General features: G+C 70.5%; 19 protein-coding genes. 2 read left to right on the top strand and 17 right to left on the bottom strand.

Annotated elements, in window-relative coordinates:
* Positions 1-80 precede the first annotated feature (80 nt).
* The 15 genes from ACZ6JY_RS19580 to pgsA form a co-directional block, all read right to left on the bottom strand.
* On the bottom strand, positions 81-2,441 hold the full coding sequence (locus ACZ6JY_RS19580) for a RelA/SpoT family protein (RefSeq protein ID WP_469197355.1): 2,361 nt from the start codon (positions 2,439-2,441) through the stop codon (positions 81-83).
* A 566-nt stretch (positions 2,442-3,007) separates the two neighbouring features.
* Positions 3,008-3,556: an adenine phosphoribosyltransferase gene (locus ACZ6JY_RS19575; RefSeq protein WP_469197233.1), complete on the bottom strand. Its 549-nt coding sequence runs from the start codon at positions 3,554-3,556 to the stop codon at positions 3,008-3,010.
* The gene (gene secF / locus ACZ6JY_RS19570) at positions 3,553-4,680 is read right to left on the bottom strand and encodes a protein translocase subunit SecF (RefSeq protein ID WP_469197232.1); all 1,128 of its coding nucleotides are present in this window, start codon (positions 4,678-4,680) and stop codon (positions 3,553-3,555) included. Before secF ends, ACZ6JY_RS19575 begins: the two co-directional genes overlap by 4 nt.
* Position 4,681: 1 nt before the next feature.
* Positions 4,682-6,448: a protein translocase subunit SecD gene (gene secD / locus ACZ6JY_RS19565; protein WP_469197231.1), complete on the bottom strand. Its 1,767-nt coding sequence runs from the start codon at positions 6,446-6,448 to the stop codon at positions 4,682-4,684.
* 165 nt (positions 6,449-6,613) lie between these two features.
* Positions 6,614-7,081 carry a preprotein translocase subunit YajC gene (gene yajC, locus ACZ6JY_RS19560; RefSeq protein ID WP_469197230.1) on the bottom strand — a complete coding sequence of 156 codons (468 nt, stop codon included), beginning with the start codon at positions 7,079-7,081 and terminating at the stop codon, positions 6,614-6,616.
* 220 nt (positions 7,082-7,301) lie between these two features.
* A complete protein-coding gene (ruvB, locus tag ACZ6JY_RS19555) occupies positions 7,302-8,375 on the bottom strand; it encodes a Holliday junction branch migration DNA helicase RuvB (protein ID WP_469197229.1) in 1,074 nt (357 codons plus the stop codon).
* A gap of 102 nt (positions 8,376-8,477) precedes the next feature.
* On the bottom strand, positions 8,478-9,089 hold the full coding sequence (ruvA, locus tag ACZ6JY_RS19550; RefSeq protein WP_469197228.1) for a Holliday junction branch migration protein RuvA: 612 nt from the start codon (positions 9,087-9,089) through the stop codon (positions 8,478-8,480).
* Entirely contained in the window at positions 9,086-9,661 is a 576-nt protein-coding gene (gene ruvC, locus ACZ6JY_RS19545) for a crossover junction endodeoxyribonuclease RuvC (RefSeq protein WP_469197227.1), read from the bottom strand. Before ruvC ends, ruvA begins: the two co-directional genes overlap by 4 nt.
* A 133-nt stretch (positions 9,662-9,794) precedes the next feature.
* A complete protein-coding gene (locus ACZ6JY_RS19540; RefSeq protein WP_447036296.1) occupies positions 9,795-10,553 on the bottom strand; it encodes a YebC/PmpR family DNA-binding transcriptional regulator in 759 nt (252 codons plus the stop codon).
* Positions 10,554-10,678: 125 nt separating this feature from the next.
* Positions 10,679-11,287: a pyridoxal 5'-phosphate synthase glutaminase subunit PdxT gene (gene pdxT / locus ACZ6JY_RS19535; RefSeq protein WP_469197226.1), complete on the bottom strand. Its 609-nt coding sequence runs from the start codon at positions 11,285-11,287 to the stop codon at positions 10,679-10,681.
* Entirely contained in the window at positions 11,284-12,198 is a 915-nt protein-coding gene (pdxS, locus tag ACZ6JY_RS19530) for a pyridoxal 5'-phosphate synthase lyase subunit PdxS (RefSeq protein WP_447036298.1), read from the bottom strand. Before pdxS ends, pdxT begins: the two co-directional genes overlap by 4 nt.
* A 145-nt stretch (positions 12,199-12,343) precedes the next feature.
* Positions 12,344-12,889, bottom strand: a complete 546-nt coding sequence (locus tag ACZ6JY_RS19525; RefSeq protein ID WP_469197225.1) for a hypothetical protein — start codon at positions 12,887-12,889, stop codon at positions 12,344-12,346.
* Positions 12,890-13,056: 167 nt separating this feature from the next.
* Positions 13,057-14,220, bottom strand: coding sequence for a glycosyltransferase family 4 protein (locus ACZ6JY_RS19520; RefSeq protein ID WP_469197224.1), 1,164 nt, complete (start codon positions 14,218-14,220; stop codon positions 13,057-13,059).
* Positions 14,217-15,137 carry a phosphatidylinositol mannoside acyltransferase gene (locus tag ACZ6JY_RS19515; RefSeq protein WP_469197223.1) on the bottom strand — a complete coding sequence of 307 codons (921 nt, stop codon included), beginning with the start codon at positions 15,135-15,137 and terminating at the stop codon, positions 14,217-14,219. The genes ACZ6JY_RS19520 and ACZ6JY_RS19515 overlap by 4 nt, the downstream gene beginning before the upstream one ends.
* Positions 15,134-15,802 carry a phosphatidylinositol phosphate synthase gene (pgsA, locus tag ACZ6JY_RS19510; protein WP_469197222.1) on the bottom strand — a complete coding sequence of 223 codons (669 nt, stop codon included), beginning with the start codon at positions 15,800-15,802 and terminating at the stop codon, positions 15,134-15,136. The genes ACZ6JY_RS19515 and pgsA overlap by 4 nt, the downstream gene beginning before the upstream one ends.
* Positions 15,803-16,060: 258 nt before the next feature.
* On the opposite strand from pgsA, the gene ACZ6JY_RS19505 reads away from it, so the two are divergent.
* Both ACZ6JY_RS19505 and ACZ6JY_RS19500 read left to right on the top strand, forming a co-directional pair.
* Complete coding sequence (locus ACZ6JY_RS19505) at positions 16,061-18,277, top strand: elongation factor G-like protein EF-G2 (RefSeq protein WP_469197221.1); 2,217 nt, start codon at positions 16,061-16,063, stop codon at positions 18,275-18,277.
* 214 nt (positions 18,278-18,491) lie between these two features.
* Complete coding sequence (locus ACZ6JY_RS19500; RefSeq protein WP_469197220.1) at positions 18,492-20,147, top strand: hypothetical protein; 1,656 nt, start codon at positions 18,492-18,494, stop codon at positions 20,145-20,147.
* Between the two features lie 6 nt (positions 20,148-20,153).
* Here the strand turns inward: ACZ6JY_RS19500 and ACZ6JY_RS19495 are convergent, their stop codons facing one another.
* Positions 20,154-20,720: an HIT family protein gene (locus ACZ6JY_RS19495; protein ID WP_469197219.1), complete on the bottom strand. Its 567-nt coding sequence runs from the start codon at positions 20,718-20,720 to the stop codon at positions 20,154-20,156.
* A 104-nt stretch (positions 20,721-20,824) separates the two neighbouring features.
* Positions 20,825-22,807, bottom strand: a complete 1,983-nt coding sequence (gene thrS / locus ACZ6JY_RS19490) for a threonine--tRNA ligase (RefSeq protein ID WP_469197218.1) — start codon at positions 22,805-22,807, stop codon at positions 20,825-20,827.
* Positions 22,808-22,847: the final 40 nt, after the last annotated feature.

Genomic DNA, 22,847 nt, shown 5'->3' with positions numbered 1-22,847 from the left:
CCGTCGCGTACAGCCTGTTCAGCGCCTTCGCGCGTCCCGTACAGCCTGTTCAGCGCCTTCGCGCGTCCCGTACAGCCGGTTCAGGGCCTTCGCGTCGACGTCACGCGGTACACGTCGTACACGCCCTCGACGCCCCTGACCGCCTTGAGCACGTGCCCCAGGTGCTTGGGGTCGCCCATCTCGAAGGTGAAGCGGGACGTGGCGACGCGGTCGCGCGAGGTCTGCACCGCCGCCGACAGGATGTTCACGTGCTGGTCCGAGAGGATGCGCGTGACGTCCGAGAGGAGGCGCGAGCGGTCGAGGGCCTCGACCTGGATGGCGACCAGGAAGACCGACGACTGGGTGGGCGCCCACTCGACCTCCAGGATCCGCTCGGGCTCGCGGGAGAGCGAGTCGACGTTCACACAGTCGCTGCGGTGCACCGATACGCCGCTGCCGCGCGTGACGAAGCCGATGATGGGGTCGCCCGGCACCGGCGTACAGCAGCGGGCCAGCTTGACCCAGACGTCCTCGACGCCCTTGACGACGACACCGGGGTCGGCGTTGGCGCGGCGCTTGCTGCGGCTGCGCGAGGGCGGCGCGCTCTCGGCGATGTCCTCGTTGGCGGCCTCCTCGCCGCCGAGGGCCTGGACGAGCTTCTGCACGACGGACTGCGCGGTGACATGGCCCTCGCCGATGGCCGCGTACAGCGACGAGATGTCGGGGTAGCGCATCTCGTGGGCGAGCGTGACCAGGGAGTCGCCGGTCAGAATCCGCTGGATCGGCAGGTTCTGCTTGCGCATGGCGCGCGCGATGGCGTCCTTGCCCTGCTCGATGGCCTCGTCGCGGCGCTCCTTGGAGAACCAGCCGCGGATCTTGTTGCGCGCCCGCGGCGACTTGACGAAGCCCAGCCAGTCGCGGGACGGGCCCGCGCCCGCAGCCTTGGAGGTGAAGACCTCCACCAGGTCGCCGTTGTCCAGGGTCGATTCGAGCGGCACGAGACGGCCGTTGACCCGCGCCCCTATGGTGCGGTGGCCGACCTCGGTGTGGACCGCGTACGAGAAGTCGACGGGGGTGGCGCCCGCCGGGAGCGCTATGACGTCGCCCTTCGGCGTGAAGACGAAGACCTCGTTGCGCGACAGGTCGAAGCGCAGCGACTCCAGGAACTCGCTGGGGTCCTCGGTCTCCTTCTGCCAGTCGAGGAGCTGGCGCAGCCACGCCATGTCGTTGAGGTGGTCGTCCTTGCCGCCGGCCTTCCTCGGCACGTCGGTGCGCACCTTGGAGGCGCCAGCGGAGGGCTCCTGCTTGTACTTCCAGTGCGCGGCGATGCCGTACTCGGCGCGGCGGTGCATGTCGAACGTACGGATCTGGAGCTCGACGGGCTTGCCGTTGGGTCCGATGACCGTCGTGTGCAGCGACTGGTACATGTTGAACTTCGGCATCGCGATGTAGTCCTTGAACCGGCCGGGGACCGGGTTCCATCGCGCGTGGACCGTGCCGAGAGCGGCGTAGCAGTCGCGGACCGTGTCGACGAGGACGCGGATGCCCACCAGGTCGTAGATCTCCGCGAAGTCACGGCCGCGGACGATCATCTTCTGGTAGACGCTGTAGTAGTGCTTGGGGCGCCCGGTGACGGTCGCCTTGATGCGGGCGGCGCGCAGGTCCGCCTGGACCTCGTCGGTCACTATGGCGAGGTACTCGTCGCGCTTGGGGGCGCGCTCGGCGACCAGGCGCACGATCTCGTCGTACATCTTGGGGTAGAGGATCGCGAAGGCGAGGTCCTCCAGCTCCCACTTGATGGTGTTCATGCCCAGGCGGTGGGCGAGCGGCGCGTAGATCTCCAGGGTCTCGCGCGCCTTCTTCTCCTGCTTCTCGCGCTTGAGATACCGCATCGTGCGCATGTTGTGCAGGCGGTCGGCGAGCTTGATGACCAGGACGCGGGGGTCCTTGGCCATGGCGACGACCATCTTGCGCACGGTCTCGGCCTGCGCGGCCTCGCCGAACTTGACCTTGTCCAGCTTGGTGACGCCGTCGACGAGCAGGGCGACCTGGTCGCCGAAGTCGCGCTTGAGGGTGTCCAGGCCGTACTCGGTGTCCTCGACGGTGTCGTGCAGGAGCCCCGCCATCAGGGTCGCCGGGTCCATGCCGAGCTCGGCGAGGATCGTCGTCACGGCGAGGGGGTGCGTGATGTACGGGTCGCCGCTCTTGCGCTTCTGCCCGCGGTGCCAGCGCTCGGCGACCTGGTAGGCGCGCTCGATCTGCCGCAGCGTCGACGTCTCGATCTTCGGGTCGTTGCTGCGCACTATCCGCAGCAGGGGCTCCAGAACCGGGTTGTACGGGTTCGAACGCTGCACGCCGAGGCGGGCGAGGCGGGCCCGTACGCGGTTGGAGGAGCCGGAGCGCGGGGGCTGCCCCGTGGCGGGGCGGATCGCGGGGGCCGTCGGATGGTGGTCCGCCGGCAGCTTCGGACGGGGCTGCTCGGCCGGTTTGTCGCCCCGGGAGACCTCTCCCTGGGCGCGCTGCGCGGAGGTGCCGCCCTGCCCGGCGGAGGTGCCGCCCTGCCCGCCCTCCGCCTTCTTCGCGGGCGCGACGGAGTCCGCCGAGGCCTGCTGGGCCTTCTGGGCGGCCTTGGCGGCGGTGAGTGGCTGGGACTCGTCTGGCAAGAGCGCTCCCTGTGCGCGATCGGGGTCCCCCGGACAGGCCCCGAATACTTCATGGTATCGATCCTGGGCCTTCGGCTCGCCCTGGGCCGGTGAGACTGCTCTGTACTGGAGAAACGCGTGGGACGAGCCGCCGATTCCCGCCGCGGGCGCCGGCCGCCCTCGTCCGGCCTCGATCCGGGCCCGCGCCGATCCTTGCCGACCCTTGCCGACCCCCCGGGGCGCCGTCCAGGGCGGGAACCGGCCGAAACGGGGACGGGCACGGCTGAAACGCCGACGGACACGGCTGAAACGGCGACGGGCGCCCCGGCCGGTGGCCGGAACGCCCGTCTCACTGTGCCGTACGCCGTCCCGGACGGCGATCCGGCTCAGACGGTGATCAGCGCCTCCAGGGGCGCGCCGTTCAGAGCGCCCGCGAGCTTCTGGCGCCCGTCGAGGAAGCCGAGCTCCATGAGCACGGCGACCCCGGCCACCTCCGCGCCGGAGCGCCGGATCAGGTCGAGCGAGGCGGCGGCTGTGCCACCGGTGGCGAGGACGTCGTCGATGACCATGACACGGTCACCCGCGGTCAGGTCCTCGGCGTGCACCTCGATCTCGGCGCTGCCGTACTCCAGGTCATAGCTCTGCTTGAGCGTCGCCCCGGGGAGCTTGCCCGCCTTGCGTACGGGGATGAAGCCGAGCCCGGCGCGGAGCGCGACGGGGGCGCCGAGGATGAAGCCGCGGGCCTCCAGGCCGACGATCTTCGTGGCGCCGTGCCGCACGCTGAAGTCGGCGAGCGTCTCCGTGAGCGCCGCGAACGCCACCGGGTCGGCGAGCAGCGGGGTGATGTCCTTGAACATCACGCCCGGCACCGGGTAGTCCGGGACGTCACGGATGCGGCTGAGCAGCAGCCCCGTGACGTCCGTCAGCTCGGTCATCGGCGCTTCCCCGAAGGACGGCCCTTGCCGCGGCCGCGCGACGCGGGCTGGGTGCGGGGGCCGACGACCGCCGGGGCGGCGTCGTCCTCGTAACCGTCGTCCTGCGGCTCGTCGTCGCCCGCGGACTCCGGTGCCTCCGCCGACTCGCCCTTGGCCGCGGCTGCCGCGCGCTTGGCGAGCACCCGCTTCTTGAGGGCCTTCATCTGCGGCTCGCGCTCCTTGAAGTCGGCGACGAGCGGCGTGGCGATGAAGATCGAGGAGTACGCACCGGCCGCGAGGCCGACGAACAGCGAGAGCGAGATGTCGTTGAGCATGCCCGCGCCCAGGGCACCGCCACCGATGAAGAGCAGACCGCCGACCGGGAGCAGCGCGACGACCGTGGTGTTGATGGAGCGCACCAGGGTGCCGTTGATACTGCGGTTGGCGACCTCGCCGTAGGTGAAGCGGGTCTGCTTGGTGATGTCCTTCGACTGCTCCTTGAGGCTGTCGAAGACCACCACCGTGTCGTAGAGCGAGTAACCGAGAATGGTCAGCAGACCGATCACCGTGCCCGGCGTGACCTCGAAGCCGACCAGTGCGTACACACCCACGGTGATGGTGATGTCGTGGATGAGCGCGACGAGTGCCGCCAGGGCCATGCGCCACTCGAAGGCGATGGCCAGATAGATCACCACCAGGACCATGAAGATCGCCAGGCCTTGCCAGGCCTTGTTGGCGATCTGCTCGCCCCAGCTGGGGCCGACCAGGTCGGCGTTGATGTCGCCGGCCTTGACGTCGAGGTCCTCGGCGAGCGCCTTCTTGATCTGGTCGGACTTCTCGATGTCCACGCCGGCGATCTGGATGCGCATGGCGTCGTCGCCCAGCTTCTGGACGATCGCGTCATGCCCGGAGGCCTTCTCCGCGGACTCCTCCGCCTTCGAGACCGAGGCGCTCGTCTTCGGGGTGTTGAAGACGGCGCCGCCCTCGAACTCGATGCCCATGTTCAGGCCGCGCACCGCGAGGCCGACGATGGCCGTGATGGTGATCAGGATCGAGACGGCGTACCAGATCTTGCGCTTGCCGACGAAGTCGTAGCCGACCTCGCCGCGGTAGAGCCTGGCGCCGAGATTACCGAGCTTCGACACCTCAGGCCTCCTTCGGGTCGACAGGGCCAGCGGAGGAACCGGGGGCGCGGCGGACCCGGCGGATCGGGGGTTTGATCCCGAGCCGCTCCGGGTCGAAGCCGGACCACTTGTGACCGCCCGCGAAGAACTTCTTGCGTGCCATGAGCGTCATCAGCGGCTTGGTGAAGAAGAAGACCACGACGACGTCGAGGAGCGTGGTCAGGCCGAGCGTGAACGCGAAGCCCTGCACCTTGCCGACCGTCACCACGAAGAGCACGGCGGCGGCGAGGAACGACACGAAGTCGGAGACCAGGATGGTGCGCCGGGCGCGCGGCCAGCCGCGCTCGACGGCGGGGCGCAGCGTGCGGCCCTCGCGGACCTCGTCACGTACGCGTTCGAAGAACACGATGAACGAGTCCGCCGTGATGCCGATCGCGACGATGGCTCCGCAGACCGCGGGCAGGTTCAGCGCGAACTTGATGGTCGGACCGAGCAGCGTCATGATCGTGTACGTCAGCGCCGCGGAGACCAGAAGGCTCGCGATGGCGATGAGCGACAGGCCGCGGTAGTAGACCACCAGGTAGATGACGACCAGCGCGAGACCGATGGCGCCCGCGATGAGGCCCGCCTCGAGCTGCTCGCTGCCGAGGGCCGGGCTGACCGTCGTGACGCTCTGCTCGTGGAAGGTGAGCGGCAGGGCGCCGTACGACAGGACGTTGGCGAGGTCCTTGGCGGACTGCTGCGTGAAGCTGCCGGAGATCTCGGCGCTCTTGCTCAGGGTCGTGTTGACGCTGGGGGCCGAGACGACGTCGCCGTCGAGGACGATCGCGAACTGGTTCTGCGGGGGCTGCTGCTGCGAGAGCTTGCTCGTGACGTCCGAGAACTTCTTCGCGCCGCCCTTCGTGAACTCCATGTTGACGATCCAGGCACCGGTGTCCTGCCTGATGGTCGCCTGCGCCTCGTCGACGTCCTTGCCGTTGACCTCGGCCGGGGCAAGGATGAACTTGTCCCACGTCTTGCCGTCGGCGCTCTTGCCGCAGGCGACGGTGGGGTCGGAGGCCTTGACGCCGCGGCCGGCCTCGGCGCGGGCCGTCTTGTCCGTGCAGTCCAGCTTGGTGAACTGCTCCTGGAGCTTGGCCGTGGCCGGGTCGGGGGCCGGCGTCTCGTCCTTCTTCGTGCCGTCCTCGCCGTCCTTGGGCTTGTCCGAGGCGGAGGGCGTCGGGTCGGCCTTCAGGGCGTCGGTGAGGGCGCGGCCCTGCGGCGACGCGGAGGAGTCCGGGGAGTTCGCCCCGTCCGTGGCCTTGTCGGTGGCCTTGTCCGTCGCCTTGTCGGTGGCCTTGTCCTTCTCCTTCTCCGTGGCGGACGGATCGGGAGTCGGCGCGCCTGCGGCCTGCGTGATCACCGGACGGAAGAAGAGCTGAGCGGTCGTGCCGACCTGCTCGCGCGCCTGCTTCTCGTTCGTCCCCTTGGGGATGTTGACGATGATGTTGCGATCGCCCTGGGTCTGAACCTCGGCCTCGGAGACACCCAGGCCGTTGACACGGTTGTTGATGATGTCAACCGCGGTGTTCATGTTCGTCGGGTTGATCGCGTTCTTCTGGCCCGGCTCGTTCTTCGCCTCGAGCGTGATGCTCGTGCCACCCGCGAGGTCGATGCCCAGACGCGGCGTGGTGTGCCCGGAAAGGAACATTCCCCCGGTCAGCGCCACGAGGGCGATCAGAATGAAGGCCAGTGCGCGACCCGGCTTGCCCGGAGCGCTCTGCCTTCGGCCCTTCTTCGGTGCTGCCACCTTCTCGTTCTCCCTGTCCAACCGCCCGGCGTCCGGTCCGGCCCCCACGGTTGCGGGGAGGACCCGGGCGGGCGGCCATGAAGTGGTGTCGAGACCCGGCGCGAGATGCACGGAGTCCGGAGCCCGTGGCGCGCGAGCGGCGCGCCCCGCGAGCCCCGGTCGTGACTACTTCGCGTCGGACTCGCCGTCGGTCTTCTTCGGCTCCGCGTCGTCGGCCTCGGCCTCGGGGGCAGCGTCCTTCTTGCCGAGGTCGATGCGCGAGTCGTCGGAGGCGGCGGCGGGCTCGTCGGTCTCGGTCAGGGAGGAGGCGTCGTCGGGAACGACGGGGGTGTCCTCCTTCAGGTCGTCCTCGGTGCCGTGCACGATGCGGTTGTACTCGTCGTCGGAGAGGACCGCGCCGATCGAGTTCTTGGCGTAGACCGCGTGGACACCGGGGGCCACCTCAAGGAGGACGGCGTCGTCGTGAACCTCCTTGACGGTGGCGTACATGCCACCGATCGTGCGGATGCCGGCGCCGGGCTGCATGTCGTTACGCATCGACGCGGCGGCCTGCTGCTTCTTCTTCGCCGACCGGGTCATCAGGAACATGGCCCCGATGAGCACGATGAACGGGAGGAGGGTCACGATATTCACGGGACGGAATTTCCTTCGCACGACCGCGCGGGTAAAAGCGGCCTACTGGATGGGGGTGGGCACGCCGCCCGCAAGGGCGGCATCGGCGGAGTCTAAGCGAGTCCGCGCCTTACGAACAACGCTCAGCATGGCACCGGGGTTCCTGACCCCGCGACTATCCGCGCCGTTCCGTCGAGGTTGCGCCACCATGAGGCCCCCGGGCCGCCCCCTGGCCGCCCCGTCACGCCCCGAACAGATCCTGTTGTCCCTTTCCGTCCGTTCGGCGCGGGGGGACGAGGCCCAGGTGCGCCCACGCCGCGGGGGTGGCGACACGGCCGCGGGGCGTGCGGGCCAGCAGTCCCTCGCGCACCAGGAAGGGCTCGGCCACCTCCTCGACCGTCTCCCGCTCCTCCCCCACGGCGACCGCGAGCGTCGACAGGCCGACCGGACCGCCGCTGAACAGCTTGAGCAGGGCTTCGAGGACGGCCCTGTCGAGGCGGTCGAGGCCCCGCTCGTCGACCTCGTACACGGCGAGGGCGGCGCCCGCGATGTCCCTGTTGATCGAGCCGTCGGCCTTCACCTGGGCGTAGTCCCGCACGCGGCGCAGCAAACGGTTGGCGATACGGGGCGTCCCCCGGGAGCGGCCCGCGATCTCGGCGGCGCCTTCCGGGTCGATCTCCACGTCGAGCAGCGCCGCCGAGCGGTGGACGACACGCTCCAGCTCCGCGGGTTCGTAGAACTCCATGTGCGCGGTGAAGCCGAAGCGGTCGCGCAGCGGCGGCGGAAGGAGGCCCGCGCGCGTGGTGGCGCCGACCAGCGTGAAGGGCGGCAGTTCGAGCGGGATGGCGGTGGCGCCTGGGCCCTTGCCGACGATGACGTCGACGCGGAAGTCCTCCATCGCCATGTACAGCATCTCCTCGGCGGGCCGCGACATCCGGTGGATCTCGTCGAGGAAGAAGACCTCGCCTTCCTGGAGGGAGGACAGGATCGCCGCGAGGTCGCCCGCGTGCTGGATGGCGGGGCCGCTCGTGATGCGGATCGGGGCGCCCATCTCGGCCGCGATGATCATTGACAGGGTCGTCTTGCCGAGGCCGGGGGCGCCGGAGAGCAGCACGTGGTCGGCGGTGGCGCCACGGGCGCGGGCCGCGCGCAGGACGAGGTCGAGCTGCTCGCGGACCTTCTCCTGGCCGATGAACTCGCCGAGGTCCTTGGGGCGCAGGGCGGCCTCGACGGCCTGGTCCTCGCCGTCGGCGGACGCACCGACCAGCCGCTCGGCCGCACCGGCAGCGTCGTCGGTCGTGTCGTCCCAGTTCATGCGGTGTGCCTCGCGATGCGGTTCAGAGGTGCGGTCGGGGGATGCCGTACGGGGATGGCCCGCGGGTGCGGTTCACCGTCTTGCCGGACGGTCACGGTCCGGCTAACGGGTGCGGTTCAGGGTCTGGAGCGCCGCCTTGAGGAGCTGGCCCACCTGCGGTGTGCCTCCGGCCGCCTCGGCCTGCGGGGTCACGGCGGCGACGGCTTCGTCGGCCTCGCGCGTGGCGTACCCCAGGCCGATCAGGGCGGCGTGGAGCTGGTCGTGCCAGCCCGCGGTGACGGCGGTGCCGATGGCGGGGCCGCCGGGGCCGAGGGGCTCGCCGAGGCGGTCCTTGTACTCCAGGAGCAGCTTCTGGGCGCCCTTCTTGCCGATGCCCGGCACGGCGGTCAGGGCCTTCTCGTCGCCGGTGGAGACCGCGCGGCGCAGCGCGTCGGGGCTGTGGACGGCGAGCATGGCCTGGGCCAGGCGGGGTCCGACGCCGCTCGCGGTCTGCAGCAGTTCGAAGGTCTGGCGCTCGTCGTCGTCCGTGAAGCCGTACAACGTCAGGGAGTCCTCCCGCACCACCAGCGAGGTGGCGAGCTTGGCCTGCTGGCCGACCCGGAGCGTGGAGAGGGTGTTCGGCGCGCACTGGACGGCCATGCCCACGCCGCCGACCTCGATCACCGCGGTGTCGGGTGCGAGCGCGGCCACGGGGCCGCTGACGAAGGCGATCATGAGATACGGCCTTTCTGTGCTGTGGGGTTCTTCGCCGCGTGCAGGGCCGCTGCCTGCTGGAAGCGGTTCTGGGCGACCGCCTGCTGGAGGCGGTTCTGCGCGGGGGCGCGCCAGATGTGGCAGATGGCCAGCGCGAGGGCGTCGGCGGCGTCGGCGGGCCTGGGCGGCGCGTCGAGCCGGAGCAGGCGGGTGACCATCGCGCCGACCTGCGGCTTGTCGGCGCGGCCGCTGCCAGTGACGGCGGCCTTGACCTCGCTGGGGGTGTGCAGGGCGACGGGGATGCCGCGGCGGGAGGCGCAGAGCATGGCGACCGCGCTGGCCTGGGCGGTGCCCATGACCGTACGGACGTTGTGCTGGCTGAACACGCGCTCCACGGCGACGACTTCCGGCTCGTGCTCATCCAGCCACTGCTCGATGCCGCGCTCGATGGCGACCAGGCGCAGGCCCAACTCCGCGTCGGCCGGGGTCCGTACGACACCGACGCCGCGCATCGTCAGCGGCCGGCCGGCGACTCCGTCGACGACGCCGACGCCACACCGGGTCAGTCCGGGGTCCACCCCCAGTACGCGCATGCGCGTCCCTCCCCCTCTTCGCGGCGGCGATCATTGACCTCGTGCCAGGCTATCCGCAGGCACCGACAACAGCGGCGGGCCGGTGGACGTGTGTCCCACCCGGCCCGCCGAAACCGCTCAGCTCGCGGCAGCGCTATGCGTCGACCTTGGCCATGACCTCGTCGGACACGTCGAAGTTGGCGAAGACGTTCTGCACGTCGTCGCTGTCCTCCAGGGCGTCGATGAGCTTGAAGATCTTCCGCGCGCCTTCTTCGTCGAGCTCGACCTGCATGGTCGGGACGAAGTTGGCGTCGGCCGAGTCGTACTCGATGCCGGCGTCCTGGAGCGCGGTGCGGACCGCGACCATGTCGGTGGCCTCGCTGAGCACCTCGAAGGTGTCACCGAGGTCGTTGACCTCTTCGGCGCCCGCGTCGAGGACCGCGCCGAGCACGTCGTCCTCGGACAGCTCGCCCTCGCCCTTGGGGACGATCACGACGCCCTTGCGGTTGAAGAGGTACGAGACGGAGCCCGGGTCGGCCATCGAGCCGCCGTTGCGCGTCATGGCGACGCGGACGTCGGACGCGGCGCGGTTGCGGTTGTCGGTGAGGCACTCGATGAGCACCGCGACGCCGTTCGGTCCGTAGCCCTCGTACATGATCGTCTCGTAGTCGGCGCCACCGGCTTCGAGACCGGCGCCGCGCTTGACCGCGGAGTCGATGTTCTTGTTCGGGACCGAGCTCTTCTTGGCCTTCTGGATGGCGTCGAAGAGGGTCGGGTTACCCGAGATGTCGGCGCCGCCCGTGCGGGCCGCCACCTCGATGTTCTTGATCATCTTCGCGAAGAGTTTGCCGCGCTTGGCGTCGATCACGGCCTTCTTGTGCTTCGTCGTAGCCCATTTAGAGTGGCCGGACATCTGCCTGTCTCCTTCGCGTTACCCAACAACCAGTACGAACTTTCCCAGAGCTTAGAGCCTGTGTCATAGCCCCGGCGGGGGTTGTGGCACAGGCTCTGAGCCCCGGGAGGGGGTCCCCGGAGATCCTACAAGGCTCCCGCGCGCGGGTTGCCCCGCGCCATCTCGACGAACAGGGCGTGAATCCGGTGGTCGCCGGTCAGCTCGGGATGGAACGAGGTGGCGAGCGCGTTGCCCTGGCGCACGGCGACGATGTGGCCCTCGTGCTCGGCGAGCACCTCGACCCGGGCGCCGACCGACTCCACCCAGGGCGCCCGGATGAAAACGCCCTCGACGGGGTTCCCCTCGACGCCCTTGACCGCGACGGCGGCCTCGAACGACTCGTTCTGCCGCCCGAAGGCGTTGCGCCGCACGATCATGTCGATGCCGCCCACCGTCTCCTGGCCCGAGCGCGGGTCGAGGATCTTGTCGGCGAGCATGATCATGCCGGCGCAGCTGCCGTAGACCGGCATGCCGTCGCGCACGCGGGCGCGCAGGGGTTCCAGCAGCCCGAAGAGCGCGGCCAGCTTGGAGATGGTGGTGGACTCACCGCCGGGGATGACCAGGCCGTCGACCTCGGCGAGCTCCTCGGGGCGCCGCACCGGCCTGGCCAGGGCATCCGCCGAGGCCAGGGCGATGAGGTGCTCCCGTACGTCCCCCTGGAGGGCGAGGACGCCCACTACGGGAGTGGTCATCACCAGCCCCGGTTCGCGTAGCGCTCGTTCTCGGGCAGGGTGTCGCAGTTGATGCCGACCATGGCCTCGCCGAGGTTGCGGGAGGCGTCCGCGATGACCTTCGGGTCGTCGTAGAAGGTGGTGGCCTTCACGATGGCGGCGGCGCGCGCGGCCGGGTCGCCGGACTTGAAGATGCCGGAACCGACGAAGACGCCCTCGGCGCCGAGCTGGCGCATCAGCGCGGCGTCGGCGGGGGTGGCGACACCGCCGGCGGAGAACAGGACGACCGGCAGCTTGCCGAGCTCGGCGGTCTCCTTGACCAGCTCGTAGGGGGCGCGGAGGTCCTTGGCCGCGGCGTACAGCTCGTTGTTGTCGAAGCCGCGCAGCCGGGCTATCTCGTTCTTGATCTGGCGCAGGTGGCGGACGGCCTCGACGACGTTGCCGGTGCCGGCCTCGCCCTTGGAGCGGATCATGGCCGCACCCTCGGCGATGCGGCGCAGGGCCTCGCCCAGGTTGGTGGCGCCACAGACGAACGGGGTCGTGAAGGCGAACTTGTCGCTGTGGTTGACCTCGTCGGCCGGGGTGAGGACCTCGGACTCGTCGATGTAGTCCACGCCGAGGGACTGGAGAACCTGGGCCTCGACGAAGTGGCCGATGCGGGACTTGGCCATGACCGGGATCGAGACGGCCTCGATGATCTCTTCGATCATGTTGGGGTCGGACATCCGGGCCACGCCGCCGTCCTTGCGGATGTCGGCGGGCACCCGCTCCAGCGCCATGACGGCCACGGCGCCGGCGTCCTCGGCGATCTTCGCCTGCTCGGCGTTGACGACGTCCATGATGACGCCGCCCTTGAGCTGCTCGGCCATGCCGCGCTTCACGCGCGCGGTGCCGGTCTCGGGCGACGGGTTGCTGCTGGAGGGGGTGCTGGACACGGAGTGACCTCACTCGATGGAGACGGCTGCTACGTCTACGAGGAAACTCCCGGCGACCAGGCCACAGCAAGGGCCAATGGGTGACCGGTGGCTCATTTTCCACGGCCCTCCTGGTCAGACCGCCGGTACGTGCCTGGTCAGGCCCCTACGCGGTCGCCCGGTCGGCCAGCGCCACCGGAGGCTCGTCGTCCATCTCGAACGCCAGCGGGAAGGGCGCGTGCCCCGCGAGGCGGAACCAGCGGACCGTGCGGTGCCTGCGCAGGGCGCGGGCCGCGCGTACGGAGTCGTTGTGGAAGCGGCGGGCCATCGGCACCCGGCGCACGGCCGCGGCCAGCTCGGTGGCCGCCTCGTCCCCGCCGGGGGCCTCGCGCACCGCCTCGACCTGCTGGGCCTCACCGAAGATCGCCCGCAGCGCCTGGCTGAGTTCGCTCTCGGCGACCTCGCGCTGCTCCTCCTCGGCCTGACGTGCCGCGTGCGCCGCTTCGTAGAGCACGATCGAGGCGGCCGGGTCGAGCACTCCGGAGGTCGCGAGTTCCTGGGCGACCGAGGCGCGGCGCAGCAGTTGGGCGTCGAGGGCGGCGCGGGCCGCGTCGATGCGGGCGTGCAGCCGGTCGAGCCGGCCCGCGGTCCAGCTCAGGTAGAGGCCGATCGCGAACAGCGCGACGGCGATCCAGATCAGTGTGGAGGTCACGGGCGGCAAGGCTACCGCCGGTGGGTGGGTGCCCTGTCCCGCCGCCCGGCCTTCGGCCTGTGGCCGCCCTCGTGGGCACCGTCACGGGGGCTCCGCCCCCCGAGCCCCCGGTCCTCGAACGCCGGACGGGCTGATCCTGGCCGGGGCCGGTTCCGCGATGCGCCCGGCTAGTTCCGCTGTGCGAGGCCGAACCGTGCCCGCAGCCCCACCCGTTCGTCCTCCGCCACGGAGGCCGCGCCGTCCGTCACCGTCTCGTAGACCGCGAGGATGTCCGCGCCCACCGTCGACCAGTCGAAGCGGCGTACGTGGGCGCTGCCGCGGTCATGGAGGCCCTTGCGGCGTGCCGGGTCGGACAGGAGGCGGATCGCCGACTTGGCCAGGGAGTCGGCGTCCTCGTTGACGAAGAGGTCGCCGGCCCCGCCCTGGTCGAGGACCTGGGCGAAGGCGTCCAGGTCGCTGGCGAGCACGGGCGCGCCCGCGGACATCGCCTCGACCAGGATGATCCCGAAGCTCTCGCCGCCGGTGTTCGGCGCCACATACAGGTCGACGCTGCGCAGCAGCCGTGCCTTGTCCTCGTCGCTGATCATGCCGAGGAACTCCACCCGGGAGCGCAGCTCGGCGGGGAGCGAGGCCACCGCCTCCTCCTCGTCGCCGCGGCCCGCGACGAGCAGGCGGGCGTTCGGACGCTCGGCGAAGATCTGCGGGAGCGCCTTCATGAGGACGGGGAGGCCCTTACGGGGCTCGTCGATGCGGCCGATGAAGCCGATGGTCTCGCCCTGCCACTCCGGCTTCGGCTCGGCCTCGGCGAAGAAACCGACGTCGACGCCGTTGGGGATGACGACCGCGTCGCCGCCCAGGTGTTCCACGAGGGTGCGGCGCGCGTACTCGCTCACGGCGATGCGCGCGCTGATCTTCTCCAGGGCGGGCTGGAGGATGGGATACGCGGCGATCATCGCCCGGGAGCGCGGGTTGGACGTGTGGAAGGTGCCGACGATCGGCCCCTGCGCCGCCCAGCACGCGAGCAGGCCGAGCGAGGGCGAGGCGGGCTCGTGGATGTGGATGACGTCGAAGGTCCCGTCGTGCAGCCAGCGGCGTACCCGCGCGGCGGAAAGGAAGCCGAAGTTGAGCCGCGCGACGGAGCCGTTGTACGGCACGGGGACGGCTCGTCCGGCCGACACGACGTAGGGCGGGAGCGGGGTCTCGTCATCGGCCGGGGCGAGGACGGACACCTCGTGCCCCAGGCGGATGAGGTGCTCCGCCAGATCGCGGATGTGGAACTGGACGCCGCCCGGCACGTCCCACGAGTACGGGCAGACGATGCCGATCCTCACGACGCCTCCCCCGCCGGGGCCTGCTCGGGGCGGGACTCCAGGTCGGCGAGCCACAGTCGCTGCAGCATGTGCCAATCCTCCGGGTGGTCGGCGATACCGATGGCGAAGGCGTCTGCCAGCGCCTGTGTCATGGCAGACGTCTTCTCGGCCTTCGTACCTGTCTCGGGCACGTCGACAGGTGGGTGGATGCGGCCCTTCATGACGGGGGTCCCGTCATACCAGAGGGTGACCGGCAGGAGCACCGCCCCGGTCTGCTGGGCCAGCATGGCGGGCCCCGCGGGCATCCGGGCGGTGTCTCCGAAGAACTTCACCTCGACGCCGGAGGCGGAGAGATCGCGGTCGGCGACGAGGCAGACCAGGCCGCCGGCGCGCAGCCGCCGGGCGAGGGTGCCGAAGGCGGAGCCGCCGGTGTGCGGCAGGACCTCCATGCCGAGGCTCTCGCGGTAGGCGACGAAGCGGTCGTAGAGCGTCTCCGGCTTCAGGCGCTCGGCGACGGTCGTGAAGGGCGTCTCCAGCTTGGCGGTGACCCAGGCGCCCGCGAGGTCCCAGTTGCCCAGGTGCGGCAGGGCGACGACGACGCCCTTGCCCGCGGCCAGGGCGTCGGTGAGGTTGTGCAGGCCCGTCGGCTCGAAGCCGTTCCTGACGCGGTCCCTGCTCCAGGACGGCAGCCGGAAGGACTCCATCCAGTACCGCAGGTAGGAGCGCATGCCCGCTCTGGAGAGCTGGGCGAGCCGCTCGGGGGTGGCGTCGGGCACCACGCGCGCGAGGTTGGACTCCAGGCGCAGCACGCCCTTGCCGCGGCGCTTCCAGGCCACGTCGGCGATGATGCGGCCGAGCCGCACGGCGGCCGGCTCGGGGAGCTTCTTGACGGTGCTCCAGCCGGCTCCGTAGAGCCCGTCCGTCAGTCGGTCCTTCACTGCGCGGCCTCACTCTCCTGCGCGGTCCCCGAGGCGGCGTCCGCCTCCGCGGACTCCTTGCGGACCGTGACGACCCGCTGGACGAGGGTGACCATGCTGCCGACGGCGACGATCCACAGCGCGATGGGCAGCAGGATCTGGATGCCGGGCACGCCGAACTTGTGCAGTCCCGCGAAGCCCGCGGCGACCAGCGAGATCACCAGCCGTTCGGCGCGCTCCACAAGGCCGTTCACGGCTACGGGCAGGCCGATCGCCTCGCCGCGCGCCTTCGTGTACGAGACCACCTGGCCGCTGGCGAGGCAGAAGATCGAGACGGCGCAGAGGATGTTGTCGTCGCCGGAACCGGCGTACCAGAGTGCGAGCCCGCCGAAGATGGCGCTGTCCGCCACGCGGTCGAGCGTGGAGTCGAGGAAGGCGCCCCAGCGGCTGGAGCGGCCGAGCTGGCGGGCCATGTTGCCGTCGACGAGGTCGCTGAAGACGAACAGGGTGATGACGACCGTGCCCCAGAAGAACTCACCACGGGGGAAGAAGACCAGCGCTCCCGCCACCACACCGGCCGTGCCGATGAAGGTGACCGCGTCGGGGCTGACCCCGCGGCGGATGAGAAACGCGGCGAACGGTGTGAGAACACGCGTGAAGAATGCACGCGCGTACTTGTTCAGCATGGCCTTCCCGAGGGGTCGGTGCGCCGCGTGGCCCCGTTGGCCACCGGCTGGCCCATCGTAGTCACGCCCTTCACCGACCGGCTCGCCCCCTCACCATCGCGTACGACGTATGGACGCAGAGTGACCCGGGTGGAAAGCTCGAAAGCGACACGGGCGCCGTCGGAGCCGCCCCGCACCCCGGCCCCGCGCGCCCGCGAGCAGCCAGCATCCCCGAGGGGGCTGCGCCTCCTCACCGTGCACGTAACCGGGAGGCAAGGCATGGGCGACAAGGCGAACGCACACCCCGGAGCCGCCGGCAGGGCAGTATCGGCCGACCACCCCGCGTCCGTACGGAATGTGGTGCTGGTCGGCCACAGCGGCTCGGGCAAGACGACTCTGGTGGAGGCCCTCGCGCTGACCGCGGGGGCGGTGAACCGGGCGGGCCGCGTCGAGGACGGCGGCACCGTTTCCGACTACGACGAGATCGAGCACCGGCAGCAGCGCTCGGTCCAGCTTTCCCTGGTACCCGTCGAATGGGACGGCTTCAAGATCAACCTACTGGACACCCCTGGATACGCCGATTTCGTCGGGGAGTTGCGGGCCGGTCTGCGTGCGGCGGACGCGGCCCTCTTCGTCGTCTCGGCGGCGGAGGGCGCCGAGGGCATCACCGGCGCGACCCGGATGGTGTGGGAGGAGTGCGCGGCGGTCGGCATGCCGCGCGCCATCGTGGTGACGCATCTGGAGTCGGCCCGCGCGGACTTCGCCGGGATGACGCGGACGTGCGCCGAGGCGTTCGGCGCCGACGACCCGGACGCCGTCCTGCCGCTGTACCTGCCGCTCCACGGCGAGCAGGGCCCTGACGGGCACGCGCCCGTGACCGGCCTCGTCGGGCTGCTCTCGCAGCGGGTGTTCGACTACGCGTCGGGCGAACGCAAGGAGTCCGAGCCGGGCGAGGACCAGCTCCCACTGATCGAGGAGGCACGGAGCGAACTGATCGAGGGGATCATCGCCGAGAGCGAGGACGAGTCCCTCCTCGACCGCTATCTCGGCGGCGAGGACATCGACTACAAGTCCCTCGTGGACGACCTGGAACGGGCCGTGGCCCGCGGCGTCTTCCATCCCGTGCTCGCGGCCGCGCCCGCGGCGGACGGCGCCCGCCAGGGCATCGGCACCGTCGAGCTCCTCGAGCTGATCACCGGCGGCTTCCCCACGCCGCTCGAACACCCCGTGCCCGCCGTGACCACGCCGAGCGGCGCGCCCCGCCCGGCGCTGACCTGCGACCCCGCGGGCCCGCTGGTCGCCGAGGTGGTGAAGACGGCGTCCGACCCCTACGTAGGACGCGTCTCGCTCGTACGGGTCTTCTCCGGCACCCTGCGGCCCGACGAGACCGTGCACGTCTCCGGGCACGGCCTGACCGACGCCGGGCACGAACCGCGCGCGCTGCACGAGGCCGACGAGCGGATCGGCGCGCTCTCCGCGCCGTTCGGCAAGCAGCAGCGCACCCTCACGCGGTGCGTCGCCGGTGACCTGGCGTGCGTGGCGAAGCTGAACCGCGCGGAGACCGGCGACACCCTGTCGGCCAAGGACGACCCGCTCCTCATGGAGCCCTGGGACATGCCCGACCCGCTGCTGCCGCTCGCCATCCAGGCGCACAGCAAGGCGGACGAGGACAAACTCAGCCAGGGCCTTTCGCGGCTCGTCGCCGAGGACCCGACGATGCGGCTCGAACACAACCAGGACACCCACCAGGTAGTCCTGTGGTGCCTGGGCGAGGCCCATGCCGACGTCGCCCTGGAGCGCCTGCGCAGCCGTTACGGCGTGCAGGTCGACGTGGTGCCGCACAAGGTTCCCCTGCGGGAGACGTTCGCGGGGAGATCAGGGGGCCGCGGGCGCCATGTGAAGCAGTCCGGCGGGCACGGCCAGTACGCGATCTGCGAGATCGAGGTGGAGCCGCTGCCGGGCGGCAGCGGCATCGAGTTCGTCGACAAGGTCGTCGGCGGCGCGGTGCCGCGGCAGTTCATACCGTCCGTCGAGAAGGGCGTGCGCGCGCAGGCGGCGAAGGGCGTCGCCGCCGGGTACGCGCTGATCGACGTACGCGTGACGCTCCTCGACGGCAAGGCGCACTCGGTGGACTCCTCCGACGCCGCCTTCCAGACGGCGGGCGCGCTCGCGCTGCGCGAGGCGGCGGCCGGGGCCCGCATCCACCTGCTCGAACCCGTCGCCGAAGTGCGGGTGCTCGTCGCCGACGACCACGTCGGCGCGGTGATGAGCGATCTGTCGGGGCGCCGCGGCCGCGTCGTCGGCACCGAGCAGGCACCCGGCGGCCGCACGCTGGTGCGCGCGGAGGTGCCCGAGATCGAGATCGGCCGGTACGCGGTGGACCTGCGCTCCCTCTCCCAGGGCACCGCGCGCTTCAGCCGTACGTACGCGCGCCACGAGCCGATGCCCCCGCAGCTCTCGGAGAAGATCCGCGAACGGGCGGAGGCCACCTCGTAGTCGAGCGGAGGGCGCCTCGTAGTCGAACGGTGGACGAGTGCCGTCCGTCGCGCCCCTCGCGCGCGGGCGGCACCCCGGTGCCCACTGCCGGATGTCGGTGCTCCCCGATACGCTGATGACCTGATCAACAGATGCGCCGGACGTCAACAGGTGTGCCGGACAGGGAAGTCGGGAAGAGCCGCAGCAGCGAAGGCGTCGCGGCAAGGGGGCGGCAGTGGCGGACGATGTATTCGACTTCAGGCCCGGGGCCCAGGTCCCGCTCTCGGGCGCCGCGGGCCAGACGGCGGCGACGCACGCCCTGGCCTCGGCCGCGTATCGCGACAGCGACGTGGCCGAGATCCTGAAGGCGAACAACGAGTGGCACAAGTCCGAGGTGAAGCCCGGCATATGGTCACTGTTCAAACCGAGCCTCGGTGAGGCGTTCGCGCGGACCGTGCAGGTGCGGATGCTGGGCGGCGGCCGCAAGCCGCTCATCCAGTCCTTCGGCACCGAGCCGCAGGTCGTCGTGGAGCACTGCCTCGCGGCCAACCGCATCCGCAAGGAGCGCGACAGCTGGCTCACGGCCGTGATGGTCCTGTGCGGTGTGCTCTTCCTGCCGGGCCTCATCGTCTGGCTCGCGGTCTTCACCATCCGGCGCCAGGTCGCCAAGAGCGAGAACAAACGGACGGGCGCGCTCGCCACGGCCGTCCTGGTCGCGGTGGGTGTGCTGGCCGCCCTCGCCCTGATCAAGCTGCCGTTCGGCGGCTTCTGGGCCTGGTATCTGCGGGCGGCGATCGTGCTGCCCGTGGTGGGCTGGTTCTGGGCCAAGCAGATCGCCGAGCGCACGGCCAAGGACATGCGCGAGCGCTGGTCCGCCCTGCTCGCGGGCGGTGGCATCGGCGCCAAGATCCCCGAGGCGGTGCCCGGCAGCCCCGGCGAGACGGCCGCCGAGCGGCTGCGCCAGAGCCTGGCGCGGCTCTCCGCCGAGCAGCAGAGCAACTCCGTCTTCTACGCCGGGCCCAAGGGCATATTGGGCATGGGCACGCGCTGGGGGAGCTGGCAGCTCGCCGAGGAGCTGGTGCCCGCCGAGGACGGCAAGGAGATCCACCCCTTCCGCAGCTGGGACGTCATACGCGCGGTGCACGACCAGCTCCGCCTCCTGGAACGCGGCCCCCTGCACACCGGCGGCTTCACCAAGCCCGAGATAAACCACTGGATCGTCTCCCCCATCGGAGAGAACGCCAAGGCGGTGGCCCGCCCCACCGGCACGGACGTGGAGGCCTTCCAGATCCGCGGTCACGAGGTACAGCGGATCTGCAATGAACAGCAGTTCGGCAGCGGCGAGCGGCATTACCTGGGCGTGCAGTTCACGCTCTGGGACGGCCAGCTGGTCATCACGATGCTCATCACCGTGACCGTGCTGCACGAGACGCTGCGCATCGAGGTCACCGGGCACGCGCTCGGCCCCGTGCACTCGCTGTTCACCAGCAAGCCCGACCCGAAGACGAAGACGGTCGCCAAGCCCATCAAGTTCTGGGAGACCGTGGACCGCAGTCTGCCCCTGGTCGACGCCGACGAGGTGGTGCGACTCGCCGTCCGCGCCCCTTTCACCTGGTACCCGCCGCTGCTGGACCACCTCGGCGGCAAGCTGGTCCTGCCCGAGCCGTTCGGCCTGCGGCACGCCTGGGCCGACAAGCCGTGGCGGCACCGCTTCATGGCCGACGACGCGCTGCGCGCCGCCACACCCGTGCTGCGCGTGGTGCACTCGGCGGCGATCAAGGTCCTGGCGGAGAACGGCGTGAACACCGAGAAGTTCGGTGCCCGCTCCGGCTTCCTCAGCGGGGCGATCCAGGACCCGATGCCGAGGAAGGCGGACGTCTACGACGCGTGAGCCGGGTCAGGCGGCCTGGACCGGCCAGGCGTCGGCGAGCATCCCGCGGGTGTCGGCGAGGAGCTGCGGCAGCACCTTCGTGTGACCCACGACGGGCATGAAGTTGGTGTCGCCGCCCCAGCGCGGCACGACGTGCTGGTGCAGGTGGGCGGCGATGCCGGCGCCCGCCACCGTTCCCTGGTTCATGCCGATGTTGAAGCCGTGCGCGCCCGACGCGGTGCGCAGGGCCGTCATCGCCTGCTTGGTCAGCTCACCGAGCTCGGCGGTCTCGGGCGCGGTCAGACCGGTGTAGTCGGCGACGTGCCGGTAGGGCACGACCATGAGGTGGCCGCCGTTGTACGGGTAGAGGTTGAGCACCGCGTAGACGTGCTCGCCCCGCGCGATCACCAGGCCGTCCTCGTCGGACTTGGCCGGGATGGAGCAGAAGGGGCAGCCGTCGTCGGCCCCCGGGCCCGTCGGCTTGTTCTCGCCCTGGATGTACGCCATCCGGTGGGGCGTCCACAGGCGCTGGAACGCGTCCTGCGTCCCCACTCCGATCTGCTGCTCCGGCTCACTCGTCATGAGGTGCAGCATATGACTTCACCCGTACGGAACGCGTCGGCGGGGCGGAACCGCATGCCTGTACGAGGAGAGGCCCCCGAGGACACGCCTCGGGGGCCGCTGAGCGTATGCCCGCCTCAGACCTGGGCACGGTCCTCGACGGCCTTGGTGATCTTGGCGATCGCCTCGTCGACCGGGATGCCGTTCTCCTGCGAGCCGTCGCGGTAGCGGAAGGAGACGGCGTCGTTGGCCATGTCCTCGTCGCCCGCGATGACCATGAAGGGCACCTTGGACTTCTGGGCGTTGCGGATCTTCTTCTGCATGCGGTCCGACGAGGCGTCGACGTCCACCCGCAGACCCCGCTCCTTCGCCTTGGCGGCGAACTCCTGGAGGTAGGACACGTGGGCGTCGCCGATCGGGATGCCGAGCGCCTGCACGGGGGCCAGCCACACCGGGAAGGCGCCCGCGTAGTGCTCCAGGAGCACCGCGAAGAACCGCTCGATGGAGCCGAAGAGCGCCCGGTGGATCATGACGGGCTGCTGCTTCGTGCCGTCAGGCGCGGTGTACTCCAGGCCGAAGCGCTTGGGCTGCTGGAAGTCGACCTGGATGGTCGACATCTGCCAGGACCGGCCGATCGCATCCTTGGCCTGCACGGAGATCTTCGGGCCGTAGTACGCGGCGCCGCCCGGGTCCGGGACCAGCGGGAGGTCCTGCTTTGCGGCCGCCTGGCGCAGCGCCTCGGTGGCCTCCTCCCACTCCGCGTCCTCGCCGATGAACTTGTCCGACTCGGGGTCGCGGGTGGACAGCTCCAGCTCGAACTCGTTCAGGCCGTAGTCGCGCAGCAGGTCCAGGACGAAGGTGAGGAGCGAGTCGAGCTCGCCCGCCATCTGCTCCTTGGTGCAGTAGATGTGCGAGTCGTCCTGAGTGAAGCCGCGCGAGCGGGTCAGGCCGTGCACGACGCCCGACTTCTCGTAGCGGTAGACCGTGCCGAACTCGAAGAGGCGCAGCGGCAGTTCGCGGTAGGAGCGGCCGCGCGCCTTGAAGATGAGGTTGTGCATCGGGCAGTTCATCGCCTTGAGGCGGTAGTTCTGCTCGTCGAACTCGATGGCGGGGAACATGCCGTCCGAGTAGTTCGGCAGGTGCCCGGAGATCTCGAAGAGACGCTCCTTGGAGATGTGCGGCGTGTTCACGAACTCATAGCCCGTGTCCTCGTGCCGCTTGCGGGAGTAGGTCTCCATCTCCTTGCGGATCACGCCGCCCTTGGGGTGGAAGACCGCGAGGCCCGGGCCCAGCTCCTCCGGGAAGGAGAACAGGTCCAGCTCGGAGCCGAGCTTGCGGTGGTCGCGCTTCTCGGCCTCGGCGAGGAACTCCAGGTGCGCCTTCAGCTCGTCCTTCGACGGCCATGCGGTGCCGTAGATGCGCTGGAGCTGGGGGTTCTTCTCGCTGCCCCGCCAGTAGGCGGCGGCGGAGCGCATCAGCTTGAACGCGGGGATGTTCCGCGTGGTGGGCAGGTGCGGACCGCGGCAGAGGTCCTTCCAGCACAGTTCACCGGTCTTGGCGTCGAGGTTGTCGTAGATGGTCAGCTCGCCGGCGCCCACCTCGGCGTCCGCGCCCTCGGCGGCGCTCGCCGCGTTGCCCTTGAGACCGATGAGCTCCAGCTTGTACGGCTCCCCGGCCAGCTCCTCGCGGGCGTCGTCGTCGGTGGTGACGCGGCGCGAGAACCTCTGGCCCCGCTTCTGGATCTCCTGCATCTTCTTCTCGACGCGCTTGAGGTCCTCGGGGGTGAACGGCTCGGCGACGTCGAAGTCGTAGTAGAAGCCGTCCCGGATGGGCGGGCCGATGCCCAGCTTGGCGTCGGGGAAGAGCTCCTGCACGGCCTGCGCCATGACGTGCGCGGTGGAGTGGCGCAGGATGTTCAGGCCGTCCTCGGAGGAGATCTCGACGGGCTCGATCTCGTCGCCGTCGGCCACGGCGTAGGCCAGGTCCTTCAGCTCGCCGGCCACGCGGGCGGCGACGACGGTGCGCTCACCGGGGAAGAGCTCCGCGGCCGTAGTGCCCGTCGTCACCACGCGTTCTTCCCGCTCGGAATCGCGTTGGATGATCACACGGACGTCTGACACCGGTCTCTCCTAGCTGAAGGGGGGTGCGGCGCATTCTCCT

It is taken from the genome of Streptomyces sp. NPDC046335 (assembly GCF_055587985.1).
Note: the sequence above shows the minus strand (reverse complement) of the source record. Positions and strands in the feature narration are given on the sequence as shown.